22 protein-coding genes are annotated in these 20449 nt (G+C 59.1%); 11 read left to right on the forward strand and 11 right to left on the reverse strand.

Annotated elements, in window-relative coordinates; genetic code table 11:
- Positions 1–28 precede the first annotated feature (28 nt).
- From SOP97_RS18670 to tldD, 3 genes are all read left to right on the forward strand, one after another.
- Positions 29–3862 carry a YhdP family protein gene (locus SOP97_RS18670; RefSeq protein ID WP_322950434.1) on the forward strand — a complete coding sequence of 1278 codons (3834 nt, stop codon included), beginning with the start codon at positions 29–31 and terminating at the stop codon, positions 3860–3862.
- An 87-nt stretch (positions 3863–3949) separates the two neighbouring features.
- A complete protein-coding gene (locus SOP97_RS18675; RefSeq protein ID WP_322950435.1) occupies positions 3950–4798 on the forward strand; it encodes a carbon-nitrogen hydrolase family protein in 849 nt (282 codons plus the stop codon).
- Between the two features lie 2 nt (positions 4799–4800).
- Complete coding sequence (gene tldD, locus SOP97_RS18680) at positions 4801–6258, forward strand: metalloprotease TldD (RefSeq protein WP_322950436.1); 1458 nt, start codon at positions 4801–4803, stop codon at positions 6256–6258.
- Between the two features lie 57 nt (positions 6259–6315).
- Here tldD and yjgA read toward each other — a convergent pair whose 3' ends face one another.
- A complete protein-coding gene (gene yjgA, locus SOP97_RS18685; protein ID WP_274086387.1) occupies positions 6316–6834 on the reverse strand; it encodes a ribosome biogenesis factor YjgA in 519 nt (172 codons plus the stop codon).
- 103 nt (positions 6835–6937) lie between these two features.
- Between yjgA and pmbA the strand changes: the two genes are divergently transcribed.
- Positions 6938–8284, forward strand: coding sequence for a metalloprotease PmbA (pmbA, locus tag SOP97_RS18690; protein WP_322950437.1), 1347 nt, complete (start codon positions 6938–6940; stop codon positions 8282–8284).
- Between the two features lie 136 nt (positions 8285–8420).
- Here pmbA and SOP97_RS18695 read toward each other — a convergent pair whose 3' ends face one another.
- The 10 genes from SOP97_RS18695 to SOP97_RS18740 form a co-directional block, all read right to left on the reverse strand.
- A complete protein-coding gene (locus SOP97_RS18695; RefSeq protein WP_322950438.1) occupies positions 8421–8693 on the reverse strand; it encodes an HPr family phosphocarrier protein in 273 nt (90 codons plus the stop codon).
- Between the two features lie 12 nt (positions 8694–8705).
- Positions 8706–9563 (reverse strand): RNase adapter RapZ, encoded by an 858-nt coding sequence (rapZ, locus tag SOP97_RS18700; RefSeq protein WP_322950439.1) that lies wholly within the window; start codon positions 9561–9563, stop codon positions 8706–8708.
- Between the two features lie 2 nt (positions 9564–9565).
- Positions 9566–10039 (reverse strand): PTS IIA-like nitrogen regulatory protein PtsN, encoded by a 474-nt coding sequence (gene ptsN / locus SOP97_RS18705; protein ID WP_108488228.1) that lies wholly within the window; start codon positions 10037–10039, stop codon positions 9566–9568.
- A 15-nt stretch (positions 10040–10054) separates the two neighbouring features.
- A complete protein-coding gene (gene hpf / locus SOP97_RS18710) occupies positions 10055–10363 on the reverse strand; it encodes a ribosome hibernation-promoting factor, HPF/YfiA family (RefSeq protein WP_274086383.1) in 309 nt (102 codons plus the stop codon).
- Positions 10364–10534: 171 nt separating this feature from the next.
- The gene (locus SOP97_RS18715) at positions 10535–12049 is read right to left on the reverse strand and encodes an RNA polymerase factor sigma-54 (protein ID WP_322950440.1); all 1515 of its coding nucleotides are present in this window, start codon (positions 12047–12049) and stop codon (positions 10535–10537) included.
- Positions 12050–12186: 137 nt separating this feature from the next.
- Positions 12187–12912: an LPS export ABC transporter ATP-binding protein gene (gene lptB, locus SOP97_RS18720; RefSeq protein WP_090243414.1), complete on the reverse strand. Its 726-nt coding sequence runs from the start codon at positions 12910–12912 to the stop codon at positions 12187–12189.
- Positions 12913–12914: 2 nt separating this feature from the next.
- A complete protein-coding gene (gene lptA, locus SOP97_RS18725) occupies positions 12915–13457 on the reverse strand; it encodes a lipopolysaccharide transport periplasmic protein LptA (protein ID WP_322950441.1) in 543 nt (180 codons plus the stop codon).
- On the reverse strand, positions 13444–14013 hold the full coding sequence (lptC, locus tag SOP97_RS18730; RefSeq protein WP_322950442.1) for an LPS export ABC transporter periplasmic protein LptC: 570 nt from the start codon (positions 14011–14013) through the stop codon (positions 13444–13446). The genes lptA and lptC overlap by 14 nt, the downstream gene beginning before the upstream one ends.
- An 8-nt stretch (positions 14014–14021) precedes the next feature.
- On the reverse strand, positions 14022–14561 hold the full coding sequence (locus SOP97_RS18735) for a KdsC family phosphatase (RefSeq protein ID WP_274086379.1): 540 nt from the start codon (positions 14559–14561) through the stop codon (positions 14022–14024).
- The gene (locus tag SOP97_RS18740) at positions 14561–15535 is read right to left on the reverse strand and encodes a KpsF/GutQ family sugar-phosphate isomerase (RefSeq protein ID WP_274086378.1); all 975 of its coding nucleotides are present in this window, start codon (positions 15533–15535) and stop codon (positions 14561–14563) included. Before SOP97_RS18740 ends, SOP97_RS18735 begins: the two co-directional genes overlap by 1 nt.
- A gap of 236 nt (positions 15536–15771) precedes the next feature.
- Between SOP97_RS18740 and SOP97_RS18745 the strand changes: the two genes are divergently transcribed.
- The 7 genes from SOP97_RS18745 to murA all read left to right on the forward strand — a co-directional run bounded on the left by SOP97_RS18745 (position 15772) and on the right by murA (position 20449).
- Entirely contained in the window at positions 15772–16581 is an 810-nt protein-coding gene (locus SOP97_RS18745) for an ATP-binding cassette domain-containing protein (protein WP_322950443.1), read from the forward strand.
- On the forward strand, positions 16581–17378 hold the full coding sequence (gene mlaE, locus SOP97_RS18750; protein ID WP_274086376.1) for a lipid asymmetry maintenance ABC transporter permease subunit MlaE: 798 nt from the start codon (positions 16581–16583) through the stop codon (positions 17376–17378). The genes SOP97_RS18745 and mlaE overlap by 1 nt, the downstream gene beginning before the upstream one ends.
- Complete coding sequence (gene mlaD / locus SOP97_RS18755; protein WP_322950445.1) at positions 17378–17848, forward strand: outer membrane lipid asymmetry maintenance protein MlaD; 471 nt, start codon at positions 17378–17380, stop codon at positions 17846–17848. Before mlaE ends, mlaD begins: the two co-directional genes overlap by 1 nt.
- 14 nt (positions 17849–17862) lie before the next feature.
- Positions 17863–18495, forward strand: coding sequence for an MlaC/ttg2D family ABC transporter substrate-binding protein (locus SOP97_RS18760; RefSeq protein ID WP_322950446.1), 633 nt, complete (start codon positions 17863–17865; stop codon positions 18493–18495).
- On the forward strand, positions 18492–18800 hold the full coding sequence (locus SOP97_RS18765) for an STAS domain-containing protein (RefSeq protein ID WP_322950447.1): 309 nt from the start codon (positions 18492–18494) through the stop codon (positions 18798–18800). Before SOP97_RS18760 ends, SOP97_RS18765 begins: the two co-directional genes overlap by 4 nt.
- A 131-nt stretch (positions 18801–18931) precedes the next feature.
- The gene (locus SOP97_RS18770) at positions 18932–19171 is read left to right on the forward strand and encodes a BolA family protein (RefSeq protein WP_274086372.1); all 240 of its coding nucleotides are present in this window, start codon (positions 18932–18934) and stop codon (positions 19169–19171) included.
- A 12-nt stretch (positions 19172–19183) separates the two neighbouring features.
- Positions 19184–20449, forward strand: coding sequence for a UDP-N-acetylglucosamine 1-carboxyvinyltransferase (murA, locus tag SOP97_RS18775; protein ID WP_274086371.1), 1266 nt, complete (start codon positions 19184–19186; stop codon positions 20447–20449).

Consider the following 20449-nt stretch of genomic DNA (forward strand, 5'->3'; position numbering starts at 1 on the left):
GCGTGCCGACTGCTCAGGCGTGAACTGAATGCAGGCATTGGCGCGCGGACTCGCCCTGCTGCTGCGCACGGCATTGGGGCTGTGCGCCTTGGCGCTGGTGCTCGCCGCCTTTTACGTCAGCCTCGGTCGCGAGTTGGTGCCACTGGTCGCCGAATACCGTCTGGAGGCTGAAGACAAAGCCCGCGAAGCATTGGCCATGCCGGTGCGGATCGGCGCGCTGGAAGGTCTTTGGCAAGGCTTCTCACCGCTGCTAACCGCCCACGATGTGGCGATTGGCGAGGGGCCGGGCGCCTTGCAGTTGGATCAAGTGCGCGTGGTGCCCGATGTGCTGGCCAGTCTGTTGGCGCGCCAGATACGGATTGCCCGCCTTGAGCTCGATGGCGTGCAGCTGGTGGTGGCGCAGAGCGAAGACGGTACCTGGTCGCTCAAGGGCTTGGCGCCACGCAGCGAGCCCGCGCCGCTGGACCTGGGCCAGCTGCTGGCGCAGTCGCAGGCGATTAAGCGCCTGACGCTGGTTAATAGCCAGGTAACTGTGCAAGCGTTCGATCAGCCGGTGCGTACGCTGACCTATGTCAATCTCACCCTGTACAACGGCAGCACGCGGCAGCGTTTGGACGGGCGTTTGCGCTTGCCGGACGGGCAGCCGCTGGCCCTGCAGTTGCGCACGCGTCTAAGTGCCCAACACTGGCAGGAGGCTGAAGCCGATCTTTATCTCAGCTTGCCGCAGAGCGACTGGGCGGCCTGGGTGCCGGCGAGTCTGCTGGCGCAGTGGCGGCTTGAGCAGTTACAGCTCGGCGGCGAGCTCTGGTTGCGCTGGGCCAAGGGCGGTGTGCAGCGTGCCGTCAGCCGCCTGCATGTGCCGCAGTTTGCGGCTGGCTATGCCGAGCGTGAATCGGTTGCGCTGAGTAACCTGGCGCTGAATGCTTATTTCACCCGCACCGATTCGGGTTTTCAGCTGTTGCTCGATGACCTGGCCTTCAGTTGGGGTGAGCAGCGTTGGGGCGACGTGCGTCTGGCGCTGACCCAGCTGGCGGAAAGCAGCGAAGTGCAGGAGCAGTGGTTGCTCAGTGCCGACCAGCTTGATGTGGCCCCGTTACAGCCGTTGGTGGCGGCCCTTGCGCCATTGCCGGATAACGCCCTGGCGTTGCTGGAGCAGCTTAAACCGCGGGGTGTATTGCGTAATATCCAACTCGACTACCGACCGCGGTTGAGCGACAGCAAGCGCTTGCAGTTCTCGGCCAACCTGGAACACGTCGGCTTTGCTGCATGGCACGGGTCGCCGGCGGCGGAGAATGTCAGCGGTAGCATCAGCGGTGATTTAGGCCAGGGAGAGCTGCGGCTCGATAGCGAAGATTTCTCCCTGCATTTTGACACCTTGTTTGCCAACCCCTGGCACTACAAAACTGCCAATGCGCTGCTGACCTGGCAGATTGATGAGCAGGCCTTCACCCTGCGCAGCCCGTATTTACAGGTGGTCGGGGACGAAGGCCCGGCCGCCGGGGATTTTCTCATCCGCCTGCGCTCCGACCCCGCCGAAGAAGACTACATGGACCTGCGTGTTGGCCTGCGTAACGGCGACGCGCGCTATACCGAGAAGTATCTGCCGAGCCGCTCGCCGGGCTTCAGTCACGAGCTGGATGCCTGGCTGAAAAGCGCGATTCGCGGCGGGGCAGTCGATGAAGGTTATTTCCAGTACCAGGGTTCGCTAAACAAGGGTGCGGAAAGTGCCGCGCGCAGCATTAGCCTGTTCTTTGCCGTGCATGATGCGGAGCTGGCCTTTCAGCCTGGCTGGCCAGCACTGCGTGAGGCACGTGGCACGGTGTCAATTGAACACACCGGCGTGCGTGTGGCGCTCGCCGAGGGTCGCTTGCTTGATAGCCAGGTGCATAATGCCGAGGCTCTAATCGCCACCTCATTACCGGGCCAACCCGCGCGCTTGCTGTTAACCAGTGAGCTAAGCAGCTCGGTTGATGACGCCCTGCACATCCTGCAGGAAACGCCTATCGGCACCGCAGATACCTTTGCTGGCTGGAGTGGTGAGGGGGCGTTGACCGGCAAGCTCAAGCTCGACATACCCTTGCGCAAGGGGCTGACCCCGGCCGTGGTGGTGGATTTCGCCAGCGCAGGCGCGCAGCTCAGCCTGCCTAATCCGCCGCTGCAATTCAGCCAGTTGCAGGGTGCATTTCGCTACAACACCGCCAGTGGCCTCAGTGCCCCGGATATTCGTGCTCAGGTGCTGGGCCATGCCGTGCGGGGCAAGGCCGTGGCCGAGGGTTCACCGGGTAAAGCGCGTAGCCGTATCGATGCCAGCGGGCAAATTGCAGTCAGCGCGTTGAGTGCCTGGTTGGGCGTGACTCAGCCTCTGCCCGTTGGCGGCAATCTACCCTACCGCTTGCGCCTGACTCTGGACGGCGCCGACAGCCAGCTCCGCGTGAACTCCTCCCTCAAGGGGGCGACGATTTCGCTGCCGGCACCTTTCGGCAAAGCGGCCAGTGAGGCGCGCGACACCCAGTGGCGTATGAGCCTGGGCGGGTACGAGCAGCGTTACTGGTTGGATTACGCCGACTTACTGAGCCTGTCTTTTGCGGCGAGTCCCGGCCAGTTTAATCAAGGGCGGGGTGAGATCCGCTTAGCCGACGGCCCGGCACGCCTACCCACCAGCCAAGGCCTGCGTGTGCGTGGGCGCGTGGCGGAGCTGGATTGGTCGGCCTGGCAACAGGTGTTGGCTCCTTATTCCAGCTTGCCAGTCAATGAGGCGCAGCGATTGTTCAAGGATGCACAGTTGCGTATTGCTCGCTTCACCGGCTTTGGCGTCAGCCTGGAGGCACTGGAAGTGGGTGTTAAGCGCGACGCTGCGACCTGGGCGGTCAGCCTCGACAGCCCGCAGGTGAAAGGCCGGGTGGGCTTGCCGGATGCTGCCGGCGTACCGATCGCGCTGGCGCTCGACTACTTACGTTTACCCGCAGCGCAGCTCAAGGATAAAGACGCACCTGTGGTGAATACACCCGATCCGCTGGCAGCGGTTGATCCGAGCGGCTTCCCGGCGCTGGACGTGCGCATCGACGAAGTCTTTCAAGGTATCGAGCCGTTGGGCAGTTGGTCGCTCAAGGCGCGTCCGGTAGAAACGGGTGTGCACTTCAGCGAGCTGGATCTCAACCTCAAAGGCTTAAAAGTGGCGGGGCGGGCGACCTGGCTGCAAACGGCCAGTGGCATGCGTACGACCTATGCCGGTCGCCTCGGTGGTGCGGATCTGGCCGACGTGCTGATTGCCTGGGGCTATGCCCCCACCGCCAGCAGCCGAGACTTTCATGTGGATGTGGATGCTGATTGGCCCGGCTCACCGGCCTGGTTCAGCATGAAGCGCCTCAGCGGTACGCTGGATGCGTCCCTGCGCAAAGGGCAGTTCTCCGAGGTTGAAGGGCCGGCTTCGGCGCTGCGAGTATTTGGGCTGCTGAACTTTAATTCGATTGGCCGCCGCTTGCGGTTGGACTTCTCCGATCTGCTGGGTAAAGGCCTTAGCTATGACCGGGTCAAAGGCGTGTTGGAGGCTAAAAACGGGGTATTTGTCACCCGTGAGCCGATCACCCTTGAAGGGCCATCGAGCAACCTGGAGTTGAAGGGTACGCTGGACATGGCCAATGACCGCATTGATGCCAAGTTGTTGGTGACCTTGCCGGTGACCAACAACCTGCCGTTGGCGGCGCTGATTGTTGGTGCGCCGGCCATTGGGGGGGCGCTGTTTGTCGCCGATAAGCTGCTGGGGGATCGTGTTGCGCGCTTTGCCAGTGTGCAATACGACGTCACCGGGCCTTGGCAGAGCCCGGATATCAGCTTCGATAAGCCCTTTGAAAAGCCTCAGTAAAGCCTGCGCGGCGGATAGACAGCCGTGCAGTCTGCCGGCATGGCTTGTAAGCTGAAGGCTGATTTCCGCGATTGAGATAAAACCGCTATGACCCTCGCCGTCATCCAAATGGTTAGCCAGGCCGACGTTACAGCCAACTTGCTTCAGGCGCGCCAGCTGCTCGAGCAGGCTGCCGCGCAGGGCGCGCGGCTGGTGGTGCTGCCGGAAAATTTCGCCGCCATGGGGCGGCAGGATCTCGCCGCGCTGGGGCGTGCCGAAGCGCAGGGTGACGGGCCGATTTTGCCCTGGCTACGGCAAACCGCCCGTGACCTGGGGCTGTGGATCGTTGCGGGCACCTTGCCTTTGCCGCCAGAGGGTCAGCCAGAAGCCAAAGCCCATGCCTGCTCCCTGCTGATCGATGACTGCGGTCAGCAGGTGGCGCGTTACGACAAACTGCACCTGTTCGATGTGGATGTCAGCGACAATCACGGCCGCTACCGCGAATCCGATGACTACGCCTTCGGCAATCAAGTGGTGGTGGCGGACACGCCATTCGGCCGTCTAGGCCTTACGGTTTGTTATGACCTGCGGTTCCCTGAGCTGTACAGCGCGTTGCGCGCCGCCGGGGCGGAGTTGATCAGTGTGCCAGCGGCATTCACCGCCGTGACCGGCGCAGCGCATTGGCAGGTATTGACCCGTGCACGGGCGATTGAAACCCAGTGTTATGTGCTAGCGGCCGGGCAAGGCGGCACGCATCCGGGCGGCCGCGAGACCTTTGGCCATTCGGCGATTATCGACCCGTGGGGGCAGGTACTTGGCGAGCTGGCTCAAGGCCCTGGTGTGGTGCTGGCTGAGCGCAATACCACTGAGCAAGCGGCGATTCGCCAGCGTATGCCGGTGGTGCGACATAAACGATTTTTTGCAGCGGCCGAACCGCGGCTGCCAGGTTTGGAGTAGTTATGAGCGATATGTTGGTATCCGTCAGCGAGCATTTGCTCGGGCCAGGCGGTTTGACCCTTGACCACCTGCCGGGTGTTTTGGCCGAGTTGGCCGGACCGGGAGTGGATGCGGCTGACCTGTACTTCCAGAGCCAGGCTTCGGAAACCTGGGCGCTGGAAGATGGCATCGTCAAGGAAGGCAGCTTCAACCTCGACCAGGGCGTTGGCGTACGCGCGCAGTCCGGGGAAAAAACCGGTTTCGCCTACAGCAATGCGATCACCGCCGATGCCCTGAGTCAGGCGGCACGTGCGGCTCGCTCGATTGCCCGGGCTGGGCAAAGTGCCCGCGTGCAGGCGTTCAGCAGCCCGCTGGTGAAGCCCTTGTATGCCCAGAACAACCCGCTGGATGTGTTGGGCCGTGCGGAAAAGGTCGAGCTGCTCAAACGCATTGATGTTGCCACCCGCGCCCTCGATCCACGTATTCAGCAGGTCTCAGTTAGCCTGGCAGGTGTCTGGGATCGCATCTTGGTCGCCGCGGCTGACGGCAGCTTAGGGGCTGATATCCGCCCATTGGTACGCTTCAACGTCAGCGTAATCGTCGAGCAGAACGGTCGTCGTGAACGTGGCGGTCATGGCGGCGGCGGGCGCACCGATTACCGCTATTTCCTTGAGCAGACCAGCAATAACGAAGAGCGCGCCATGGGCTATGCCCGTGAGGCGTTGCGCCAGGCGCTGGTTAACCTGGAAGCGATTCCCGCACCCGCTGGCAGCATGCCGGTGGTGATGGGCGCGGGCTGGTCCGGTGTGCTGCTGCACGAGGCGGTCGGTCATGGTTTGGAAGGTGACTTCAACCGCAAGGGCAGTTCGGCCTACAGTGGCAAAATGGGCGAGAAAGTCGCCTCCAGCCTGTGCACCATCGTCGATGACGGCACTTTATTTGAGCGCCGTGGCTCGCTGAGCATGGACGATGAAGGCACGCCGACCCAGTGCACCACGCTGATCGAAAACGGTGTGCTCAAGGGTTATATGCAGGACAAGCTGAATGCCCGCCTAATGGGCGTGGCGGCGACCGGTAACGGCCGGCGCGAATCCTACGCGCACTTGCCGATGCCGCGCATGACCAACACCTACATGCTCGCCGGTGAAAGCGACCCGGAAGAAATCATCCGTTCGGTGAAGAAAGGCATTTATTGCGCCAACCTCGGCGGCGGCCAGGTCGACATCACCAGCGGCAAGTTCGTCTTCTCCACCAGCGAGGCCTACTTGATCGAGGACGGCAAGATCACTGCGCCGGTCAAAGGCGCCACCCTGATCGGTAATGGCCCTGAAGCTATGAGCCGGGTGTCGATGGTCGGTAACGACCTGGCGTTGGACAGCGGCGTAGGCACCTGCGGCAAGGATGGCCAATCTGTACCAGTAGGAGTTGGCCAGCCGACGCTGAAGATTGATGCGATTACCGTCGGGGGAACAGGGTCGTAGGGTGTGTTGAGAAGGGCGTAGGGTGGGTTAGCCGAAGGCGTAACCCACCATCGCGGCTTAGCGCAAACCGCGTTGCGCTTCATCCAACTCGCGGATGTATTTGAAGATTTTGCGTGAAGCTGCTGGCGCTTTGTTTTGTGCCAGTTCGTGTTGAGCCTGGCGGATCAACTGACGCAGGTGTTGGCGGTCAGCCTCGGCATACTCACCGACAAAGGCCTCCAGGGTGTCATCGTTACCGTTGATTAGGCGGTCGCGCCAACGCTCGAGGTTATGGAAGCGTTCGTTGTACTGGCGTGTGGAGGCATCTAGCTGGTCAAGCAGGGTCAGGATGGATTCGACATCCTGGTCGCGCATCAACCGGCCGATAAACTGCACATGACGTTTTTTCGCCGCGTTGGCGGTGTGCTTGGGCGCTTCGGCGAGCGCGCGGCGCAGCTCGTCGGTCAGCGGTAGCTTGTTCAGCAGATCGAGCTTCAGGGTAGTAAGGCGTTGCCCCAGATCTTGTAGCGCATGCAGCTCGCGTTTGATCTGGGTTTTGCTCTTCTCGCCGGAGAAGTCGTCAAGGTATTCAGACATGGTGGCGGTCCAGTGGAAAACGCCGCCATGATAGCAGTAAGTTTCCAGCTGTAAGCGTCTGGCCTGTGTGGTCGCGCTTGCCGCTTATCGTTCAGGAGTTTTTATGAGTGCAGTAGACATCGTCGGGCCCCAGGCCGTGCCGCAATTGCAGGCGCAGGTGGAGCAGATTATTGCCGAAGCGAAAAAGCAGGGGGCCAGCGCCTGTGAAGTGGCTGTGTCAGTGGAGCAGGGCTTGTCCACCACGGTGCGTCAGTGCGAAGTGGAGACGGTCGAGTTCAACCGTGATCAAGGTTTTGGCATCACGTTATATGTTGGCCAGCGCAAGGGCTCGGCCAGCACGTCCGCCAGCGGTGAGGCGGCCATTCGTGAAACCGTCGCGGCGGCGTTGGCGATTGCTAAACATGCCTCCGAGGACGAGTGCGCAGGGTTGGCCGATGCTGCACTGATGGCGCGCGAACTGCCGCAGCTGGATCTGTATCACGCCTGGTCAATCACCCCAGAGCAGGCCATCGAGCAGGCGTTGAGCTGTGAGGCGGCGGCTTTTGCTGCCGATCAGCGGATTAAGAACGCCGATGGCACCACGCTCAATACCCATCAGGGGTGCCGGGTTTACGGTAATAGCCATGGCTTTGTCAGTGGCTATGCCAGTACACGGCACAGCCTCAGCTGCGTAATGATTGCCGAAGCGGCCGGGCAGATGCAGCGGGACTACTGGTATGACGTTAACCGCCAGGGCGAGTTGCTGGCCGATGCGGGCAGTATTGGTCGCCTGGCTGCCGAGCGTGCCGTGAGCCGTTTGGGTGCGCGTCCGGTGCCGACCTGTGAAGTACCGGTGCTGTTTGCCGCTGAGCTGGCTGGCGGGCTGTTTGGCAGCTTTCTGGCGGCTATTTCTGGGGGCAATCTGTATCGCAAGTCGTCATTTCTTGAGGGGGCGTTGGGCCAGCAGCTGTTCCCAGAATGGCTGACCATTGATGAGCGGCCACATATTCCACGCGCACTCGGCAGTGCCGCTTTCGATGGTGACGGTCTGGCGACCTATGCCAAGTCATTTGTCGAGCGCGGCGAGCTATTGTCCTATGTGCTCAGCACCTATTCCGGGCGCAAGCTGGGCATGCCCAGTACTGCCAACGCCGGCGGCGTGCACAACCTGTTCGTCAGTCATGGCGATGAAGACCAGAAAGCCCTGCTTAAGCGCATGGGACGCGGTCTGCTGGTCACCGAGCTGATGGGGCAGGGGCTGAATATGGTCACTGGTGACTATTCGCGTGGTGCGGGTGGTTACTGGGTGGAAAACGGTGAAATCCAGTTTTCGGTGCAAGAAGTCACCATCGCCGGCAACCTGCGTGACATGTTTAAGCAGATTGTCGCAGTTGGTAATGATCTGGAGCTGCGCAGTAACATTCGCACCGGTTCGGTGCTAATCGAGCGGATGACGGTGGCCGGTAGCTAAGCAATACGGCACAAAAAAGGGCTGCCCATTTGCGTGAGCAGCCCTTTTTATTACCTGCCATTCAGAGCAGCCACTCTGCGAGCCGTCGCTACGCGACTTTTAAATAGCTTCAGGACATTTTTTATGGCCTGCGTGTTTACTCGCCTTCATCGAAGTAGTTGTTGATCAGCTCGCTCAGTGCCTGCAGCGCTTCGGCATCTTGCTCACCTTCAGTATGCAGATGAACGTCAGTGCCTTTGCCGGCGGCGAGCATCATAACCGCCATGATGCTTTTGCCATCCACCAGGCTATCGGCACTGCGACCGACCTTAACCTGACAAGGAAAGCGCCCGGCAACGCCAACAAATTTGGCAGCCGCACGGGCATGCAGGCCAAGCTTGTTGATAATGGTGATTTCGCAGGCGGGCATCGCGGCAATTCCTTAGCTGAGGTCGCGGTGGCGAATCTGGACATTTTTTAGAATGGGCTTCAGCGTTTCGCCTAGGCGGTTGGCCAGGTATACCGAGCGATGATGCCCGCCAGTGCAGCCGATCGCCACCGTGACATAGGCGCGGTTACTGGCGGCAAAGCGCGGCAGCCATTTGGTCAGGTAGGCAAGGATATCCTGGTACATCTCCTCAACATCGGCCTGGGCGCTGAGGTAATCGACAACCGGCTGGTCGAGCCCGGAGAAGTCGCGCAGGTCTGGCTTCCAGTAGGGATTAGGCAAGCAGCGCACGTCGAATACTAGGTCGGCATCCACCGGCATGCCGCGCTTGAAGCCAAAAGACTCAATTAGGAATGCCGTGCCCGGCTCGGGCTGGCTAAGCAGACGTAGCTTGATGCTGTCACGCAGTTGGTAAAGGTTGAGGTGTGTGGTATCGATTTTCAGGTCGGCCAGGTCGATGATCGGGCCTAGCAGCAGGCTTTCATCGGCGATGGCTTCAGCCAGCGAGCGATTCTCGTTGGTTAGCGGGTGGCGCCGGCGGGTTTCCGAGAAACGCTTGAGTAGGGTTTCTTCGTCGGCGTCCAAGTAGAGCACATCGCATTTGATGTGCCGGGCGCGAACCTCTTCGAGCAGCTCGGGGAAACGCTTGAGATGGCTCGGCAGGTTACGCGCGTCAATGGATACCGCGACCTGCGGATGCAGCAGTTCGGTATGCAACAGAGCGCGCTCGGCCAGTTCTGGCAGCAGCCCCGCGGGCAGGTTGTCGATGCAGTAGAAACCGTTGTCCTCGAGCACATCGAGGGCCGTGCTCTTCCCGGAGCCGGAACGACCGCTAACGATGATCAGGCGCATGTTCAGGCTCGATTGAGTTGGCTTTGTACGTCAACGACCACTTGATACAAGGCTTCGCTACTTTCGGCTTGGCGCAGGCTGGCACGCACGTCGCTGCGGTCGAGCATGCTAGCGATCTGCCGAAGCAATTCCAGGTGAGCGTCAGTGGCGGCCTCTGGCACCAGCAGAACAAACAGCAGATCGACGGGGGCGCCATCAATGGCGTCGAAGTCGACCGCAGCGTCCAGGCGCAGCAGGGCGCTGATCGGTGCAGTGCAACCCGGCAGGCGGCAATGCGGTATGGCAATGCCATTACCGAAGCCGGTTGAACCCAGTTTTTCACGGGCAATCAGGCTTTCGAAGATGTCTTGGCCATCCAGGTCAGGCAGCTCTCGCGCTACCAGGTTGGCAATCTGTTCGAGAACACGTTTTTTGCTGCCGCCCGGCACGTTCACTAGGGAACGGCCGGGGGTCAGGATAGTTTCAAGTCGGATCATAGGAGATAGACGACGTCAGCGGGCCATAGCGCCTTGTTGACGATCGAGCTGTTTTTCCTTGTGTTTGATGAGTTGTCGATCGAGTTTGTCGGTCAGTAAATCGATGGCGGCGTACATATCGTCATGCTCGGCATTCGCGACGACTTCACCGCCTGCAATATGCAGGGTCGCTTCGATTTTCTGCTTGAGTTTCTCGACCTCCATGATGACTTGTACATTGGTGATCTTGTCGAAGTGGCGTTCTAATCGGCCGAGTTTTTCGCCGATATAGTCGCGCAGGGCGTCGGTCACATCCAGCTGGTGTCCACTGATGTTGACTTGCATACCGCTTTCTCCTTGTTACCGTGTGTAAGAGGCAGGCAAGAGGCCTGCCGCCGGAACACTGTGGCGTGGAAGACTCTGGCAGAACGGATTCTGGCTGTATGGCCGCGTAGCGAAAAAGCCTTACCTGAAAGGTTCTGTGCAGTGTGACGGGTCTTCCTTCTTAGTGCCGCCTTAGATCAATCGTTTGCGCTCGCTGGAGGGCGCTATTCCGAGGGACTCACGGTATTTTGCGACCGTACGGCGAGCGACTTGAATGCCTTGTGCCTCCAGTAGACCAGCGATCTTGCTGTCACTCAACGGCTTTTTCGCATTTTCCGCCGCGACCAGTTTTTTGATGATGGCGCGGATCGCTGTCGACGAACATTCGCCCCCTTCAGAGGTGCTGACATGGCTGGAAAAGAAGTACTTCAGCTCGTAAATGCCGCGCGGGGTGTGCATGAACTTCTGCGTTGTTACCCGTGAAATAGTCGACTCGTGCATCCCTACGGCTTCGGCGATGTCGTGCAGCACGAGGGGCTTCATGGCCTCGTCGCCGTAGTCGAGGAAGCCGCGCTGGTGTTCGACGATCTGCGTGGCGACTTTCATCAGGGTTTCGTTGCGGCTTTGCAGGCTTTTGATAAACCAGCGCGCTTCTTGCAGTTGGTTGCGCATAAAGGTGTTGTCGGCGCTGGAGTCGGCGCGCTTCACAAAGCCGGCGTATTGCGCGTTAACCCTTAGGCGCGGCATCGCTTCTTGGTTCAGCTCCACCAGCCAGCGCTCGTTGTGTTTACGCACGATCACGTCGGGCACCACATATTCCGGTTCGCTGGATTCTATCTGCGAGCCGGGACGCGGGTTGAGGGTCTGGATCAAATCGATGACCTGGCGCAGCTCATCTTCCTTGAGCTTCATACGGCGCATCAGCTGGCTGTAGTCGCGGCTACCAAGCAGGTCGAGGTAATCGCTGGTCAGGCGCTGGGCTTCGCTCAGCCACGGTGTTTTTGCAGGCAGCTGGCGCAGTTGTAGGAGCAGGCATTCGCCCAGGTTACGCGCGGCAATGCCGGTGGGCTCGAATTGCTGAATGCGGTGCAGCACGGCTTCGACTTCATCGAGTTCGATGTCCAGCTCGGGATCGAATGCGTCGACCACTTCTTCCAGGGTTTCTTCCAAGTAGCCTTGGTCGTTGATGCAGTCGATCAGGGTTACAGCAATCAGGCGGTCCTTGTCCGACATTGGCGCCAGGTTGAGCTGCCACAGCAAATGGCTTTGTAGGCTCTCACCGCTGGAGGTGCGGGTGGTGAAATCCCACTCGTCATCATCGTTGCTGTTGCTGGGAAGGCTGCTGGCACTGGTCTGGTAAATGTCTTCCCAGGCGGTGTCGACGGGCAGCTCGTTGGGGATGCGCTCACCCCAGTCACCTTCTTCCAGGTTGTCCACAGTCTGCGTGGTTTCCTGGTAGCTGGTTTCTTGAAGGGGGGCTTCAGCCTGCTCACTGGTATTGGCGCTTTCTGCGCCATCGGCCATGGGGTCCGAGTTGTCGAAGTCATCGCCCTCTTCTTGGCGTTCGAGCATCGGGTTGGACTCCAAGGCTTCCTGGATCTCTTGTTGCAGATCCAGGGTCGACAGTTGGAGCAGACGGATGGCCTGTTGCAGCTGCGGTGTCATCGTCAGCTGCTGGCCCATTCTCAGGACGAGCGATGGTTTCATTGCAGACCTTATTTACCGGCGTCTGTGCGCAATCCACTACAGGGCATTTTTAAAAACGCCACCAGGAAGCAAATTATATGCCTGACTCTAAAGCTTTTGCCTAGCCTTGGCTGCAACAGGCTTGAGAAAAGCCGTGGTTACAGCCGGAACTCATGCCCCAGGTAAACTTCTTTTACTGTCTGGTTGGCCAAAATGGTCTCGGCATCACCTTCGGCGATCAGTTGGCCATCGCTGACAATGTAAGCCGTCTCGCAAATGTCCAAGGTCTCGCGGACGTTGTGATCGGTGATCAGTACGCCGATGCCCTTGGCCTTGAGGTGATGGATGATCTGCTTGATGTCGCCCACGGAGATGGGGTCGACACCGGCGAAGGGCTCGTCGAGCAGGATGAACTTGGGGTTGGTTGCCAGGGCGCGAGCAATTTCTACGCGGCGACGCTCACCACCGGACAGGCTCATGCCGAGGTTGTCGCGGATATGGCTGATATGGAACTCCTGCAGCAGGCCCTCAAGCTCCTTGCGGCGTGATGCGCCGTCGAGGTCTTTGCGGGTCTCCAGGATGGCCATGATGTTGTCGGCCACGCTGAGCTTGCGGAAGATCGAGGCTTCCTGCGGCAGGTAGCCGATACCGGCGCGCGCGCGGCCGTGCATAGGTTGATGGCTGACGTCGAGGTCGTCGATCATCACGCGGCCCTGATCGGCCTGCACCAGGCCGACGATCATATAGAAGCAGGTGGTCTTGCCGGCGCCGTTGGGACCCAGCAGGCCGACGATTTGTCCGCTGTCGATGCTCAGGCTGACGTCGCGTACGACCTGGCGGCCTTTATAGCTTTTGGCCAGGTGTTGGGCTTTCAATGTGGCCATTATTACTGCGCCTGCTGTTCGGCTGGTTTGTTCTTCGGCTGGATCACCATGTCAATGCGCGGACGTGGCGCAGTGATGTTGGTGCCTGTGGCGCGGCCGGCGTTGACGATTTGGCGCTGGGTGTCATAGACGATTTTCTCGCCTTCGAAGGTGTTGCCTTCTTGGATCACCTTGGCCTGGTCAATCAATACCACGCGATCATTGGCCATGAAGTACTGGATGGTCAGGCCGTAGGCTTTGACGACCTGCTTGTCGGCCGATGGCAGTTGTTCGTAGTAGGCCGGCTTGCCGACTGAGGTAAACACTTCGACATCGCCTTGGGCGTTCTGGGTGATGGTCACGGTGTTGCCCGTGATTTTCAGTGTGCCTTGAGTAATCACAACGTCGCCGCGGTAAACCGCCACGCCTTGTTTATCATCAAGCTCTGCACTGTCGGCCTGGATGCGGATCGGTTGATCGCGGTCTGACGGCAGAGCCCAGGCGCTAGCACTTCCAAGTGCGGCACTGAGGCTGAGTAGTAGGGGGAGGGTGTTAACGAGCCTCATGCTGACCTCTTACGTTGGACAGCAGGAGCATCCTGCCGTCATTCATGTACGCTTTCATTCCTTGTGCCGTGGTCACCCCATTGGCCGCGACGATTCTAACGGCTTGCTGGGTCTGCGCATATTCCTTCTCGGGGAAGACGGTCAGGCGGCTGGTGGTGAGAACGGTTGGGCGGCCTTTGGCGTCAGTACGATCGACGCGTACGTTCTCGATCAATTCGACTTCCGTGCCGCCTGGAGAGACTTCGCCGCGCTCGCTGCGGATTTTCCAGGGCAGCGCTGTGCCGCGGAATAGATCCATGTTCGGGCTGGTCATCAGGGTGATATCGCTGGCCTTGATGTGCTCGACCTTGTCTGCAGTCAGCTCATAGTGCAGTTTGCCGTCGACTTGGTATTGCACGGTATAGGTGTTAGTGGCGTAAAAGTCGATGGCATTGTCGGTCACGGCGCTGTCAGGCTGCTGATTAAAGCCGTCGGGGCTGAGGTTCCAGTAGCCAAGTGCTGCCACCAGCGCGATGACGCCGGCAAGCAGAGCAATATTAAATAATTTGCGGGGCATGGTAGGCCTTATAGGTAAGCGGCTTGAGCTGCTTCAAGTGTGCCTTGGGCGTGCATGATCAGCTCGCAGAACTCACGTGCAGCACCTTCGCCGCCGCGCGCATGAGTAATGCCGTGAGCATGTTGGCGAACAAAACCGTCAGCGCTGGCGACCGCCATGCCTAAGCCTACGCGGCGCATCACTGGCAGGTCGGGCAGGTCGTCGCCCAGGTAAGCGACCTGTGAGTAGTCTAGGCCCAGTTCGCCGAGTAGCTCATCAAGTACCACTAGCTTGTCTTCGCGGCCCTGGTACAGGTGTTGAATTCCCAGGTTCTGCGCGCGTCGTTCAACCACCGGGGTCTTGCGGCCGCTGATGATTGCAGTGCGTACGCCGGAGTTGATCAGCATTTTGATGCCGTGGCCGTCGAGGGTGTTGAAGGTCTTGAATTCGCTGCCGTCGACGAGGAAATACAGTTTGCCGTCGGTGAGTACGCCGTCCACATCGAAAATCGCCAGTTTGACGGCCTTGGCGCGTTGCAGCAGGTCTTGGGTGTTCACGTCAGTACTCATCACATGACTCCAGCGCGCAGCAGGTCGTGCATATTCAATGCGCCAACCGGTTGCTGGTTGTCGTCGATCACGACTAGTGAGCTGATCTTATGGTCTTCCATGATTTTCAGTGCCTCTGCTGCAAGCATCTCCGCGCGGGCAGTCTTGCCGTGCGCAGTCATGACCTCGTCGATAATGGTCTGGCGAACGTCGATATTGCGATCCAGGGTGCGGCGCAGGTCGCCATCGGTGAATACCCCGGCGAGGCGGCCATCGTCTTCGGTCACGACCGTCATGCCCAGGCCTTTCTGGGTCATTTCCAGCAGCGCGTCGCGCAGTGAGGTGCCACGTTTGACGCGCGGAAGGCTGGCGCCGGCGTGCATGACGTTTTCAACCTTGAGCAGCAAGCGTCGGCCCAATGCGCCGCCCGGATGGGAGAAGGCGAAGTCTTCGGCGGTAAAGCCGCGGGCCTCCAGCAAAGCGATGGCCAGTGCGTCACCCAGTACCAGGGATACGGTTGTGGAGGAGGTTGGGGCCAGGTTCAGTGGGCAGGCTTCTTGCGCTACGCGGGCGTCGAGGTTGACTTCGGCAGCCTTGGCCAGCGGCGATTCGGGGTTGCCGGTCATGCTGATAAGGGTGATGCCGAGGCGCTTGATCAGCGGCAGCAGGGTAACAATTTCCACAGTGGAGCCAGAGTTAGACAGTGCCAACACCACGTCATCGCGGGTGATCATGCCCATATCGCCGTGGCTGGCTTCGGCCGGGTGCACAAAGAACGCAGTGGTGCCGGTGCTGGCCAGGGTGGCGGCAATCTTGTTGCCGACATGGCCGGATTTACCCATGCCGACCACAACCACGCGGCCTTTGCTGGCAAGAATCAGCCCGCAAGCACGCACGAAATCGCCGTTGATGCGTTGCAGCAGGTCTTGAATGGCTTCTAGTTCCAAGCGAATGGTGCGCTGCGCTGACTCAATCAGATCGGTGGATTGGCTCATGACTTCTCTGCGGCGTGCGGGCTAAAAGCTGCTGATTATAACGGTAAAGGTGCGCCTGCCCAGTGTTTCCAGTTTCAAGCTGGGCACTGGCGCGTTTCTATGGCGACAAGATCAATCTTGGGCGAAGGGGCTCGCGATGCTATAGTTCGCGCCCATTTTCGGCACGTTAGGCGATCAGAAGTGCCCTTTTTATGGGGCTGTACGTCAGTCAGGCAAGCGTTTAGCAAGGAGTCCAGATGAACGCCGAGAACCCGTATGCAGTTGAGCTCAAACGCCTGAGCTTTAAACGCGGCGAGCGGGATATTTTCAAAAACATCGATATCCGTATTCCGCGTGGCAAGGTCACCGGGATTATGGGGCCGTCCGGCTGTGGCAAAACCACGCTGTTGCGTTTGATTGCTGCCGAACTCAAACCGAGCCAGGGCGAGGTGTGGGTTAATGGCGTAAATCTACCGACGCTGTCGCGCAGCGATCTGTTCGATATGCGTAAGCAGATGGGCGTGCTGTTCCAGAGTGGCGCTTTGTTTACCGACCTGGATGTGTTCGAGAACGTCGCCTTTCCGTTGCGGGTGCATACCCAGCTGCCCGAAGAGATGATTCGCGACATCGTGCTGATGAAGCTGCAGGCGGTGGGCCTGCGCGGTGCCTTGGATTTGATGCCTGATGAATTGTCAGGCGGGATGAAGCGTCGCGTGGCATTGGCGCGGGCGATTGCTCTGGATCCGCAAATACTTATGTATGACGAGCCCTTCGTGGGGCAAGACCCCATTGCCATGGGCGTGTTGGTGCGACTGATCCGTCTGCTCAGTGATGCGCTGGGGATCACCAGTATTGTGGTCTCCCATGACCTGGCTGAAACCGCCAGCATTGCCGACTACATCTATATCGTCGGTGATACCCAGGTATTGGGGCAGGGCACACCAGAGGAGTTGAAAGCCTCGGAAGACCCCCGCGTACGTCAGTTTATGCAGGGCATCCCTGATGGCCCCGTGCCGTTCCACTTTCCTGCGGCCAACTACCGCAATGATCTGCTGGGGGAGCGCTGATGCGCAAGACATCTGTGCTTGAACGGGTGCGCCTGTTCGGTCGCGCCGGTATTGATGTAGTGGCCACGCTGGGGCGTTCGGGACTGTTTCTGTTGCGCGCGTTGTTTGGTCGTGGTTCGACGGGCAATGGTTTTCAATTGCTGGTCAAGCAGCTGTACTCGGTTGGGGTGATGTCGCTGGCCATCATTGTCGTGTCCGGCATTTTTATCGGTATGGTGCTGTCGCTGCAGGGCTTCAGTATTTTGGCTCAATATGGCTCTGAGCAGGCGGTGGGGCAGATGGTTGCTCTGACCTTGCTGCGTGAGCTGGGGCCGGTAGTTACGGCCTTGTTGTTTGCCGGGCGCGCCGGGTCGGCGTTGACCGCGGAAATTGGCAATATGAAATCCACCGAGCAGCTGTCGAGCTTGGCGATGATTGGCGTTGACCCGCTTAAATATATTGTCGCTCCGCGCTTGTGGGCCGGGTTTATCTCAATGCCGCTGCTGGCGATGATCTTCAGTGTGGTCGGTATCTGGGGCGGCGCTATGGTCGCCATCGACTGGCTGGGGGTTTATGAGGGCTCGTTCTGGGCCAACATGCAAAGCAGTGTTTCGTTTCGCGAAGACGTGCTCAATGGCGTGATCAAGAGTGTGGTCTTTGCGTTTGTGGTGACCTGGATTGCTGTGTTTCAGGGTTATGACTGTGAGCCGACGTCGGAAGGGATTAGTCGTGCCACCACGAAAACCGTGGTGTACGCCTCGCTCGCCGTATTGGGGCTGGACTTTATTCTGACCGCTTTGATGTTTGGAGATTTCTGATGCAGAACCGCACGCTGGAAGTGGGTGTCGGCTTGTTCTTGTTGGCTGGGTTGTTGGCTTTGCTGCTCTTGGCTTTGCGCGTCAGTGGACTGACTGTTGGCAGTGCTGACAACACCTATAAGGTCTATGCGCACTTTGAGAATATCGCCGGTTTGACGGTCAGATCTAAAGTCACTATGGCCGGTGTGGCAATCGGCAAGGTCACTGCAATCGATCTGGACCGGAGCAGTTACATGGGGCGCGTCACCATGCTGTTGGATGATGCCGTGGATAACTTGCCTGTCGACTCCACCGCTTCGATTCTTACCGCCGGCTTGCTGGGCGAGAAATACATTGGCATCAGTGTGGGTGGCGAAGAAGACGTGTTGCGCGATGGCGGCACCATTTACGACACGCAGTCATCCCTGGTGCTGGAAGACTTGATTGGTAAGTTTTTGCTCAACTCGGTCAACAAAGACCAGGCTAATTGATAAGGGGCCTAACGATGATCAAAGCACTGCGTAACAGTCTTTTTGTTTGCTTAGCGTTCATGTCATGTTCGCTGCTGGCCGCTCCGGCGGCCCATGATGTCGTACAGCAGACGACCACTACGCTGCTGGCGGATCTGAAGGCCAACAAAGAGCTATACCGTACCGATCCGGGTGCATTCTACGACGCGCTGAACACTATTCTTGGTCCGGTTGTGGATGTTGATGGGATTTCCCGTGGCGTGATGACTGTGCGCTATTCGCGTCAGGCCACGCCTGAGCAAATGCAGCGATTTCAGGAAAACTTCAAGCGCAGCCTGATGCAGTTTTATGGCAACGCACTACTGGAATACAACAATCAGGACATCCGTGTGCTGCCGGTAAGTGGTCAGCAGGATCCGCAGCGCACTGCGGTCAACATGGAAATCAAGGACGGTAATGGCACGGTCTATCCGTTGTCTTACACCATGGTCAGCCAGGATGGCACCTGGAAGATGCGCAACGTGATCATCAATGGGATCAACGTCGGCAAGCTGTTCCGCGACCAGTTCGCCCAGGCCATGCAAGACAATCGCCATGACCTGGATAAGGTCATCGATAACTGGACTGAAACAGTCGCCAAGGCTCGTCAAGGGGCGGATGCGTCGTGATTTCGGCCCGCATCAGCGAAACCTCGCCCGGTGTTTTCAGTCTGGCTGGCGAGCTGGATTACCAGAGCGCTCCGGCGCTGCGTGAGCAGGGTGCGCGTTTGCTAAAGGCCAGTCAGGCGTCTGCTTTCGTGCTCGATTGCAGCGCAGTGGAGAAATCCAGCAGCGTAGGGGTGTCTTTATTGCTGGCCTTTATGCGTGACGCCAGTGCTGCAGGCAAAACCCTAACCGTGCGCAGTCTGCCCAAAGATATGCATGAAATTGCTGGTGTTTGCGGGTTGTTGGACATTCTGCCGCTGCAATCTTGAGCAACTGTCGCCCTGGCTTCGGTCGGTTGGCAGGAATGCGGGGTTCGCAGGCGGAGGGCTTTTTTGTATGATGCCCGACCCGCGAGCATCTGCTCGGCTGTCGTTAATTTATGCGTTGATCGAGGTTGAGCATGCAGGCCTTAGAAGTAAAAAGTCTCCTTGAGGCTAAATTGCCGGATACCCAAGTGGAAGTTGAAGGCGAAGGCTGCAACTTTCAGCTGAACCTGATCAGTGACGAGTTGGCTTCACTTAGCCCAGTTAAGCGTCAGCAGCAGATCTATGCTCACCTCAACGCTTGGATTGCCGATGGCAGTATCCACGCCGTGAGTATGAAATTCTTTAGCCGTGCCGATTGGGCCGCGCGCTCCTAAACCGAGAGCATCATGGACAAACTGATTATTACCGGCGGTGTGCGCCTTGATGGCGAAATCCGCATTTCCGGGGCGAAGAACTCTGCCCTGCCGATTCTTGCCGCTACCCTGCTCGGTGACGCCCCCGTTACCATCTGCAACCTGCCGCATTTGCACGACATCACCACCATGATCGAGCTGTTCGGTCGCATGGGTATTGAGCCAATCATTGATGAAAAGCTCAGCGTTGAAGTCGACGCGCGGGCAATCAAGACTTTGGTTGCACCCTATGAGCTGGTGAAAACCATGCGCGCCTCGATCCTCGTGCTCGGTCCGATGGTCGCGCGTTTTGGCTATGCCGAAGTGGCCCTGCCGGGTGGTTGTGCCATTGGTTCGCGTCCGGTTGACCTGCACATCCGTGGCCTCGAAGCCATGGGCGCGATCATCGATGTCGAGGCCGGTTACATCAAGGCCAAGGCGCCTGAAGGCGGCCTGCGTGGCGCGCACTTCTTCTTCGATACCGTCAGCGTGACCGGTACCGAGAACATCATGATGGCGGCGACGTTGGCCAAGGGCCGTAGCGTGTTGGAAAACGCCGCACGTGAGCCGGAAGTGGTCGACCTGGCTAATTGCCTGATCGCCATGGGTGCGAAAATCACCGGTGCTGGCACTGACACGATCATCATCGATGGTGTTGAGCGTCTGCATGGTGCGCGTTTCAGCGTGATGCCTGACCGTATCGAAACCGGCACCTACCTGGTGGCGGCGGCAATCACCGGCGGCCGCGTCAAGGTCAAGGACACCGATCCGACCACCCTCGAGGCGGTATTGTCCAAGCTTCAGGAAGCGGGTGCCGAAGTCACCTGTGGTAACGACTGGATCGAGCTGAACATGCATGGCAAACGGCCAAAAGCGGTAAACCTGCGTACGGCTCCGTACCCTGCTTTCCCGACCGACATGCAGGCGCAGTTCGTCGCGCTTAACGCGGTTGCCGAGGGCACCGGTACGGTAATCGAAACCGTATTTGAGAATCGTTTTATGCACGTGCATGAAATGATCCGCATGGGCGCGCAGATTCAGGTTGAGGGCAACACCGCCATCGTCACCGGCACCGAGAAGCTCAAGGGCGCGCCAGTTATGGCGACTGACCTGCGTGCATCGGCCAGCCTGGTGATCTCTGCGCTGGTGGCCGAGGGTGACACCCTGATCGACCGTATCTATCACATCGACCGCGGTTACGAGTGTATCGAAGAGAAGCTGCAGCTCTTGGGTGCCAAGATTCGCCGCGTACCGGGTTGA

It is taken from the genome of Pseudomonas spirodelae (assembly GCF_034653255.1).
GTDB lineage: Bacteria > Pseudomonadota > Gammaproteobacteria > Pseudomonadales > Pseudomonadaceae > Aquipseudomonas > Aquipseudomonas spirodelae.

Bases quoted from the DNA above. Each gene is read 5' to 3' on its own strand.
- SOP97_RS18670 (WP_322950434.1), top strand. From the start codon at position 29: ATGCAGGCATTGGCGCGCGGACTCGCCCTGCTGCTGCGCACGGCATTG.
- SOP97_RS18675 (WP_322950435.1), top strand. From the start codon at position 3,950: ATGACCCTCGCCGTCATCCAAATGGTTAGCCAGGCCGACGTTACAGCC.
- tldD (WP_322950436.1), top strand. From the start codon at position 4,801: ATGAGCGATATGTTGGTATCCGTCAGCGAGCATTTGCTCGGGCCAGGC.
- yjgA (WP_274086387.1), bottom strand. From the start codon at position 6,834: ATGTCTGAATACCTTGACGACTTCTCCGGCGAGAAGAGCAAAACCCAG.
- pmbA (WP_322950437.1), top strand. From the start codon at position 6,938: ATGAGTGCAGTAGACATCGTCGGGCCCCAGGCCGTGCCGCAATTGCAG.
- SOP97_RS18695 (WP_322950438.1), bottom strand. From the start codon at position 8,693: ATGCCCGCCTGCGAAATCACCATTATCAACAAGCTTGGCCTGCATGCC.
- rapZ (WP_322950439.1), bottom strand. From the start codon at position 9,563: ATGCGCCTGATCATCGTTAGCGGTCGTTCCGGCTCCGGGAAGAGCACG.
- ptsN (WP_108488228.1), bottom strand. From the start codon at position 10,039: ATGATCCGACTTGAAACTATCCTGACCCCCGGCCGTTCCCTAGTGAAC.
- hpf (WP_274086383.1), bottom strand. From the start codon at position 10,363: ATGCAAGTCAACATCAGTGGACACCAGCTGGATGTGACCGACGCCCTG.
- SOP97_RS18715 (WP_322950440.1), bottom strand. From the start codon at position 12,049: ATGAAACCATCGCTCGTCCTGAGAATGGGCCAGCAGCTGACGATGACA.
- lptB (WP_090243414.1), bottom strand. From the start codon at position 12,912: ATGGCCACATTGAAAGCCCAACACCTGGCCAAAAGCTATAAAGGCCGC.
- lptA (WP_322950441.1), bottom strand. From the start codon at position 13,457: ATGAGGCTCGTTAACACCCTCCCCCTACTACTCAGCCTCAGTGCCGCA.
- lptC (WP_322950442.1), bottom strand. From the start codon at position 14,013: ATGCCCCGCAAATTATTTAATATTGCTCTGCTTGCCGGCGTCATCGCG.
- SOP97_RS18735 (WP_274086379.1), bottom strand. From the start codon at position 14,561: ATGAGTACTGACGTGAACACCCAAGACCTGCTGCAACGCGCCAAGGCC.
- SOP97_RS18740 (WP_274086378.1), bottom strand. From the start codon at position 15,535: ATGAGCCAATCCACCGATCTGATTGAGTCAGCGCAGCGCACCATTCGC.
- SOP97_RS18745 (WP_322950443.1), top strand. From the start codon at position 15,772: ATGAACGCCGAGAACCCGTATGCAGTTGAGCTCAAACGCCTGAGCTTT.
- mlaE (WP_274086376.1), top strand. From the start codon at position 16,581: ATGCGCAAGACATCTGTGCTTGAACGGGTGCGCCTGTTCGGTCGCGCC.
- mlaD (WP_322950445.1), top strand. From the start codon at position 17,378: ATGCAGAACCGCACGCTGGAAGTGGGTGTCGGCTTGTTCTTGTTGGCT.
- SOP97_RS18760 (WP_322950446.1), top strand. From the start codon at position 17,863: ATGATCAAAGCACTGCGTAACAGTCTTTTTGTTTGCTTAGCGTTCATG.
- SOP97_RS18770 (WP_274086372.1), top strand. From the start codon at position 18,932: ATGCAGGCCTTAGAAGTAAAAAGTCTCCTTGAGGCTAAATTGCCGGAT.
- murA (WP_274086371.1), top strand. From the start codon at position 19,184: ATGGACAAACTGATTATTACCGGCGGTGTGCGCCTTGATGGCGAAATC.